This window comes from Thermanaerothrix sp. (assembly GCF_056331585.1).
In genome coordinates this window covers 1-8,299 of the sequence record NZ_JBWGPQ010000059.1, presented here as the reverse complement: position 1 = coordinate 8,299, position 8,299 = coordinate 1, and the positions used below count along the sequence as shown (strand labels likewise).

At 51.4% G+C, this 8,299-nt stretch carries 7 protein-coding genes; all 7 read left to right on the top strand.

The window, feature by feature from the left end:
• Nucleotides 1–145: 145 nt before the first annotated feature.
• Genes AC01YT_RS13185 through AC01YT_RS13155 form a run of 7 tightly spaced genes read left to right on the top strand, consistent with a single transcriptional unit; the run spans nucleotide 146 to nucleotide 8,235 of the window.
• Complete coding sequence (locus AC01YT_RS13185) at nucleotides 146–1,102, top strand: sugar-binding transcriptional regulator (protein WP_476676140.1); 957 nt, start codon at nucleotides 146–148, stop codon at nucleotides 1,100–1,102.
• Between the two features lie 8 nt (nucleotides 1,103–1,110).
• The gene (locus tag AC01YT_RS13180) at nucleotides 1,111–1,743 is read left to right on the top strand and encodes a KpsF/GutQ family sugar-phosphate isomerase (RefSeq protein WP_424913709.1); all 633 of its coding nucleotides are present in this window, start codon (nucleotides 1,111–1,113) and stop codon (nucleotides 1,741–1,743) included.
• 7 nt (nucleotides 1,744–1,750) lie between these two features.
• The gene (locus AC01YT_RS13175) at nucleotides 1,751–2,791 is read left to right on the top strand and encodes an alcohol dehydrogenase catalytic domain-containing protein (RefSeq protein ID WP_424913710.1); all 1,041 of its coding nucleotides are present in this window, start codon (nucleotides 1,751–1,753) and stop codon (nucleotides 2,789–2,791) included.
• Nucleotides 2,792–2,806: 15 nt separating this feature from the next.
• Complete coding sequence (locus AC01YT_RS13170; protein WP_476676137.1) at nucleotides 2,807–4,162, top strand: NAD(P)H-dependent oxidoreductase; 1,356 nt, start codon at nucleotides 2,807–2,809, stop codon at nucleotides 4,160–4,162.
• 19 nt (nucleotides 4,163–4,181) lie between these two features.
• A complete protein-coding gene (locus AC01YT_RS13165) occupies nucleotides 4,182–5,591 on the top strand; it encodes an L-fucose/L-arabinose isomerase family protein (RefSeq protein WP_424913712.1) in 1,410 nt (469 codons plus the stop codon).
• Between the two features lie 6 nt (nucleotides 5,592–5,597).
• Nucleotides 5,598–7,127, top strand: coding sequence for an FGGY-family carbohydrate kinase (locus AC01YT_RS13160; RefSeq protein ID WP_476676142.1), 1,530 nt, complete (start codon nucleotides 5,598–5,600; stop codon nucleotides 7,125–7,127).
• The gene (locus AC01YT_RS13155) at nucleotides 7,117–8,235 is read left to right on the top strand and encodes a M24 family metallopeptidase (protein WP_424913619.1); all 1,119 of its coding nucleotides are present in this window, start codon (nucleotides 7,117–7,119) and stop codon (nucleotides 8,233–8,235) included. The genes AC01YT_RS13160 and AC01YT_RS13155 overlap by 11 nt, the downstream gene beginning before the upstream one ends.
• Nucleotides 8,236–8,299: the final 64 nt, after the last annotated feature.

The window sequence follows — 8,299 nt, the reverse complement described above, 5'->3', positions numbered from 1 at the left end:
GCTCCTTTTTATTTGGGTGTCCTAACTCATGTCCGAACTTCAATCTCAACAATGATCTTGACTTCCCCGATTTTCTTGCTATAATAGTGGTAGAAAATGAGAAAATTTTTATTAATGAAAAATTTTTCATTTATGGTTCTCCCTTATGCCCCGGCCTAAACAAGAAGAAGACCTTCGCCTGCTCACCAAGGTCAGTAAACTCTACTACGAAGAGAACCTGACCCAAGATGAGATCATGGAGCGCCTGCAACTCTCGCGCTCCAAGGTGTCGCGGCTACTTCAACGGGCACGCGAGAGAGGAATTGTAAAAATTACTGTCATCTTCCCCCCAGGGTTGTTCCCCGATCTTGAAGCAGAACTGGAAAATCGGTATCACTTGAGTGAGGCGATAGTGGTTGAGACGCGCGATCCTCAATCGCAGTCATTGGTCTCACGCGAATTGGGGATAGCCGCGGCAAATTACCTGTTGCGCACGTTGCAGGACAACGATGTGATTGGAATTTCATGGGGCACTACGCTGAATTACATGGTAGCAGCCCTGCAACCTCGACCCACGCCAGGCGCCCATGTGGTTCAGATTATTGGAGGGCTCGGACCACCCGAATCGGAAGTCCACGCTACAGATTTATGCCGGCGCTTGGCTCAACTTCTTCAATGTCGCCTGACCCTACTTCCCGCGCCTGGAATTGTTGACCACGTAGAAGTAAAAGAAGCTATTTTATCGGATAGTCATGTTAGGCATGCGTTTGACTTGTTTTCACAGATAAATGTGGCTTACGTTGGGATTGGTGCCCCTACTCCCGATTCGGTGATCATGCGGGATGGTTCCATCCTTTCCTGGGATATGCTGGACGATCTTCTGAAAAAGGGGGCGGTTGGTGATATTGCTTTGCGCTTCTTTGATGCCTGGGGGCAGCCGATTATCTCAGAGGTGGATCAACGGGTTATCGGAATTACTTTGGAGCAACTGCGCAAAATTAAGCGCGTCATTGGTGTAGCGGGTGGCCCTCAAAAGATAGATGTAATTCGGGGTGCGCTTCGAGGGAGGTTGATTAACGTGCTGATAACCGACCATGTGACGGCATCTCAATTGGTGAGGTGATTAACGAAATGACCGGTTCGAATAACCTATCTGATGATGCTCTGATTGAAATAGCACAAGAGGTGATACGACGCGAAGCGGAGGCAGTAGCCTCTCTGTCACCTCAACTTGATCAAAGTTTTATAAGGGCTGTGCAGACGTTACTCGCATGTGAAGGCCATGTGCTGGTAGCAGGCGCTGGTACCTCCCATGCAGTTGCTTATCGCTTGGCTCATTTGCTTTCTTGTTGTGGAACACCGGCTCTGTTTATTCATCCCGGCGATGCTCAACACGGGGGTGGTGGCGCTGTGACCAACAAAGATGTGCTGTTGGTTATCTCGAAAGGAGGTGAAACGTCAGAAATTAACCATTTGGTGAAAATTGCACGGCAACGTGGGGCTAAGGTGATTGCCTTGACTGAAAACCCCGCTTCAACGTTGGGAAAGTTGAGCGACATTGTTGTTCAAGTACAAGCCCCTCCCGATGTTGATCCTTATGGGATGATTGCGACGGGAAGTTCGTTGGTCAACGCAGCCTGGGGTGATGCGTTGTGTGTTGTTTTGTTACAGGCACGTGGCTATACCAAGGAGGAGTTCGGTAAGACCCATCCCGGTGGCGCGGTAGGCAAAAAACTTAGTGAGCAAGGCATTTTACTTTCCTAGAGGTACCATGAAAGCGGCATTTCTAACCGATGTGATGACATTTGAATTGCGTGAAGTTCCTTCACCTGACTGTCCTGAAGACGGTGTCATTCTGAAAGTGAAGGCGTGCGGTATTTGCGGCTCGGATTTGAGACGATGGCGCGAAGGGCCTCAAACTACCAGCCCGTCCCTCATCCCGGGGCACGAGATTGCGGGCGAGGTCGTTGCCGTGGGACCACGTATTACCGACTTTGAGGTTGGTGACCGTTTGGCAGTTGCTCCGGACGTCCATTGTGGAAAATGTTATTACTGTGAGCATGGTCTGTATAACCTGTGCGACCACCTCCATTTGATTGGCATCACGCCGGGTTATCATGGGGGATTCGCCGAATACATGGTGCTGACTGATGAAATCCTCAGAAACGGGATTGTTCATTTTGTGCCTTCCAATCTCGATTTCCCTCAAGCGGCGCTGGCCGAACCTATGAGTTCGGTCTTGGCTGCACATGCTCATGCAGGCACCACGTTGGGTGACACGGTGCTGGTTATGGGTGCGGGGCCGATTGGCTGTCTTCACATCGTTGTGGCCAAAGCCAGGGGGGCGCGGGTTCTGGTTTCAGAACCCCATGCCGGACGGCGGCAACGGGCGGAAATTTTTCACCCGGATGGAATCATAGACCCTTCCCATCAGGACGTGGTTGCCTGGGCACGCGAAATGACCGATGGGCGTGGGGTAGATGTGGTGATTTGCGCAAACCCCATTGCGGAGACCCAGACCCAAGCAGTTGAAGCGGTGCGAAAAAGGGGACGGGTTGTATTTTTTGGCGGGCTGCCGAAAGAACGCCCGAATACCGTGCTAAATGCCAACCTCATTCACTATGGCGAGATTCAGGTGATGGGTGCGTTTTCTTACCACTCGACCTTTCATCAACAGGCGTTGGAGTTTATCAATCGGGGGATTATCCCTTGGAAAGAGCTCATCACCCATATGTTCTCTCTTGAAAGCATCAACGAAGCCTTTCGCGTCGCTGCCAGTGGAGAAGCGTTGAAGGTGATCATCACTTTTTAATCCAGGAGCAATTCCATGATCGGACTCTACAAAGACCTCGAAGACTTGGCTGCCAAAGGTAAAAAGGTTCGCATCGGTTTGATCGGTGCCGGTCAAATGGGTACCGATGTGGTAGCGCAAACCACTATGATGAAAGGTGTTGATGTGGTTATCGCTGCCGATATTGACCTCCAAAGAGCCAGAGAGGCTTATCGAATTGGCCGTGTACCAGGCGAGGTGGTTGACGTTCGCACCCCCGCTGAAGCCGATGCTGCAGTACGTGCTGGGAAACACGCCGTCACACGTGATTATCGGGTGGTAACCGACATGGAACAAATTGATGTCGTGTTGGAAGCTACCGGAGTACCAGAGGTGGGTGCGGGCGCTGCATTGCGTGCGGCTCGTCGTGGTCATGACATTGCTATGATGAACGTAGAAACGGATATAACGGTTGGGCCGATTCTAAATTGGTACGCGCGCCAAAAAGGCGTTTTGTATGCTTTGGCCGCTGGAGATGAGCCAGCGGCATGCAAGGAGATCTACGATTTCGCACGTGCTCTGGGTTTCACAATTGTTGCCGCGGGTAAGGGCAAAAACAATCCCCTTGACCGTCATGCCACACCAACCGATCCCGCTATCGTTCAAGAAGCGGCGCGTCGCGGATTGAATCCCCATATGTTGGTGGAGTTCATTGACGGTAGCAAGACCATGATCGAAATGGCGGCGGTTTCTAATGCCACGGGGTTGTTGCCCGACGTGCGCGGGATGCATGGCCCTCATGCAACCCGCGATACCCTCAATCGGGTGTTTGCACTCAAGGAAGATGGGGGGGTGTTGGAAAAAATCGGTGTGGTGGATTACGGGGTTGGGCCGATTGCGCCAGGAGTGTTTGTCATTGTACGCACGGATCATCCACGTTTGCGCGAAGCCCTGGTCCTGCGTGATATGGGAGACGGCCCTTATTACACGCTGTTCCGTCCATATCACCTGTGCAGTATTGAAGTGCCGTTGACCTGTGCACTGCTCACCCTTCGGCGTCAATCCAATATGACGCCAATGGATCAGTTGGTTTCAGAGGTGTTTGCAGTGGCTAAGCGCAATCTCTCCCCCGGTGATGTTCTGGATGGCATTGGAGGTACCACGTTCTACAGCCTCATTGATACTTACGAACGGGCCAAATCGGAGTGTCTTTTGCCGATTGGGTTAGCCAAAGGGGCGCGGGTTTTACGCCCTATCCCCAAAGATCAACCAATCACTTGCCAAGATGTGGACATCAAGCCCACCATGATTTATCGCCTGCGGCAGTTACAAGATATGTGGTTTGAAAAACGGATTTCAGAAAACGAGCTAATGCAAGCCATTGACCAATTGGCAAACGAGCCTATTGAGTAATTCGCTTGAGGAGGAAAAGATGAGTCGAGCAACACTTGGCGTTATCGTTGGGAACCGGGATTTCTTCCCTGATCGTCTTGTCACCGAAGCGCGTCGCGATATTCTCTCTTTATTCAGCGAACTTGACCTCGAAGCCGTCATTTTGGATGAAAGCGAGACCAAATTTGGTTCGGTCGAGACATATGCCCATGCCAAGGCGTGCGCGGATCTGTTTCGTAAACACCGCGACCGTATTGACGGCATTTTGGTAACTTTGCCCAACTTTGGAGACGAGAAAGGGATTGCCGAGACCATTAAGCTTTCTGGTCTCCAGGTTCCCGTCTTGGTTCAGGCTTATCCCGATGATTTAACCCAATTCACCCTTGAACGACGGCGCGATGCCTTTTGCGGCAAAATCTCCGTATGCAACAACTTGCGCCAATACGGTTTTCCGTTTTCGCTGACGCGCTTACACACAGTGCACCCGCTGAGCGAGAGCTTTAAGGAAGATCTACGCCGTTTCGTTGGGATATGTCGCGTTGTGAAGGGATTGCGGAACGCACGTCTGGGAATGGTGGGGGCGCGTCCTAACGCCTTTAACACCGTGCGTTTTAGTGAAAAACTGCTCCAGGCTTATGGGATCAGTGTCTCTACGATTGATTTATCGGAAATATTTGCTGCGGCCAATAAATTGGCGGATAACGATCCGCAAGTGGTGGCCAAATTGGAGGAGATTCGTTCATATGCCAAGGCTGAGGGTGTTCCGGGAGGATCACTGGTGCGAATGGCGAAATTAGGAATCGTGATCTCAGATTGGATGGTAGAAAATGATTTACAGGCTACAGCCATCCAATGCTGGAATTCGGTACAGCGCAATTACGGCGTCAATGTGTGTACATTGATGAGCATGATGAGTGAAAAATTGATGCCCAGTGCATGTGAGGCGGACATCACCGGCGTCCTCTCGATGTATGCGCTGCAACTGGCTTCGGGACGGCCAAGTGCCTTGGTGGATTGGAATAACAACTACGGGGATGATCCTGACCGCTGTGTTTTCTTCCATTGTGGTAATTGGGCGAAGTCTTTCTTGCCCGATATCGAGATTAAAACCGCCGAAATATTGGGAACCATGCTGGGTGAAGAAAACACGTATGGGGCGGTTGCAGGGCGGGTGCCTGCTGGCCCGGTGACCTTTGCCCGGATTACTACGGATGATTTCAACGGAATGATTCGCGCCTATGTGGGCGAAGGGGCGTTAACCGATGATCCATTGGATACCTTTGGTAGCCGGGCGGTGGTTCATGTTCCTAATCTTCAAAAACTGCTCCAATACATCTGCAAGAATGGGTTTGAGCATCACGTGGCTATGAATGGCTCGCATGTAGCTGCTACGCTTGCTGAGGCGTTCGAGACGTACTTTGGATGGGATGTTTACGTCCACGAGGGGTAGTTGAAGATGCTTTTGTTGGGTTTGGACATCGGCACGACGGGTTGCAAAGCGGTCCTATTCGGCGATAGCGGTGAACTTGTCGGCAGTGCGCGTCGGGAATATGAGATTCTCTACCCCAAACCGGGATGGGCCGAGCAGGATGCAGATCGGGTTTGGTCGCTAGCGCAAGAGTGCATTATGGAGGTCATCCATAAGACCAAGGCGCACGGGGACATAAGCGCGATTGGCCTCTCGGTTCAGGGTGAGGCTGTGATGCCCCTAGATAAAGAGGGACAGTTGCTTCGCCCGGCAATCCTGGGCATGGATACCCGCACGGAGGCGCAGAATCGGTGGATTGAATCTCGCTTTGGTCGCCATGAACTATTTTGTCGCACTGGAATGCCCATTCATACCATCAATACCCTTCCCAAACTCCTTTGGATAAAAGAACATGAACCCCACATCTGGCGGGAAGCGCACCGTTTTGTGCTCTATGAGGACTTCATGGTTTACCGATTGACTGGGCAGGTGGGGATTAGCCGATGTCTGGCATCTCGCACCCAACTCTATGACTTGGAACAAGGGGTATGGTCAGAGGAGATTTTATCCGCCATTGATCTAGAGCCCAAGCGTCTCTCGCCTCTTACCGATTCCGGAACCCCTATCGCTTCCTTGCGTTCTGATCTGGCGGACGCTTGGGGATTGTCGAATCGACCTGTGGTCGTCAGCGGAGGACATGATCAGGCGTGTGGAGCATTAGGAGTGGGGTTAGTAAGGCCAGGGCTCTCAATGGTCTCCAGCGGTACCGCGGAAGTAGTCGAAGTGGCTTTGGCAAAGCCTGCTCTTGGCGAAGCGCTAGCGCGTGCTAACATCTCCTGCTATGTACATCCGCTACCCGGTCTTTATCTTGCGATGACCCTAAATCACAGTGGTGGATTGCTCTTACGTTGGTACCGTGACACCTTCTGCCTTGATTTGAAAGAGGCAGCTGATGAGCAGGGCCTGGATGCTTATGACCTAATTTTTGGAGATTTGCCCGAATCGCCCTCATCTTTGCTCTTGTTACCTCACTTTGCGGGTAGTGGCACGCCATGGATGGACACAACCTCAAAGGGCGTTGTATTAGGGCTCACTTTTGCCACCACGCGAAAGGATGTTGCACTGGCCATCCTGGAAGGTCTAACCTACGAACTTAACTTGAATCTGGAAATTCTCCGCGAGGGTGGGGTGACCATCAAGGAATTACGGGCCATTGGTGGTGGTGCGCGTTCAAAACGGTGGTTGGAACTAAAAGCCGATGTAACCGGTGTTCCTGTCGTCGTGCCCAGGATCACCGAAGCAGCTTCATGGGGAGCAGCCATGTTGGCAGGTAAAGGAGCGGGCATTTTCTCCAACCTGGCTGAAGTTGCCGAACACGCACTTCAGTTGACCGCCCGGTATATCCCTGAACCTGAACGCCATGCTCTGCACGCACGCCGTTATTCCCTCTATAAGGAAATTTATCCTACGCTTATTCCCTTGTTGCGGCGATTGAACGGAGAGAAACATGAAGGATGAGGTGGTTTTCTCCCAAAACGATCCGCGGGTGATCCGTGACGCGGCGATAAAGCGCGAACGGGTTCAGACCTGGCTAAGAGAGCGTGGCTTAGATGGTGTGATCATCTCGCGTCGGGATCATTTTGCTTGGATCACTTGTGGGGGAGATAACCACGTTTTGAAGAACAGCGAAATTGGTGTAGGGCATTTAGTGATAACCCCTGAGAAATGTTATCTTGTGGCGCATTCTATGGATGCGCTGCGCCTTATTGAGGAGCAGATACCGGGTCAAGAGTACGAATTGATGAGTCTACATTGGTATCACGGGGACCCTCGGCTTGCTGCCAGAGATCTTATTGGTGAAAGATGGGCTGCCGATACACCTTGTGAAGGTGCGGTTGACGTAAACCGAGATTTATCTCTCTTGCACGATCCTCTAACGGAGTTAGAACTATCGCGTTGCCGGTGGTTGGGGCAACAAGTGGGGAACATACTATGTGAGGTCGCCCAGTCGCTGCGTCCGGGTCAAAGCGAGGAGGAAGTAGCGCAGGATCTTCACATGGCGTGCATCGGGCGAGGAATTGAACTGGATGTGCTTATAGTAGGGAGCGATGAGCGGATATTCCGTTATCGCCATCCACTTCCTACAACCAAAAAAATTGAGCGTTATGTTCTTCTGCATCCCGCGGCTAGGCGGTGGGGTTTACATGCCAATGTTTCACGCAGTGTGTATTTCGGAAAACCAACTCACGAGGTTAGGCGCGCCTATCAGGCAGTAGCAACTCTAGAAGCACAATTACTGGAGCGGTTGGTGCCAGGTTTACCTTTTTCAGAGATTTTTGAATGGCAAAAGAGACAATATGCTGAACTGGGATTCGCGGATGAATGGCGTAACCATTTTCAAGGTGGGCCAACAGGGTATGTGGTGGTGGATGCTTTGCGTCACTTAACCACTGCTAAGGTGCAGGTTAACCAGGCGTTTGATTGGTTTATCACGGTTACCGGTGCTAAAGTTGAGGAGTTGGTTTTACTTTCCACGAGAGGGCTTGAAATCCCTTCTTTTCGATCTCCTTGGCCAGTTTTTTCGCTTGAATCCGGGGTGCCTGTGCCAGACCTGTGGGTGATGTGATATGGGAGGGTTATTGGAATATGATATTGACATATGTCAATAAACATGTTATGATTGGAAATAT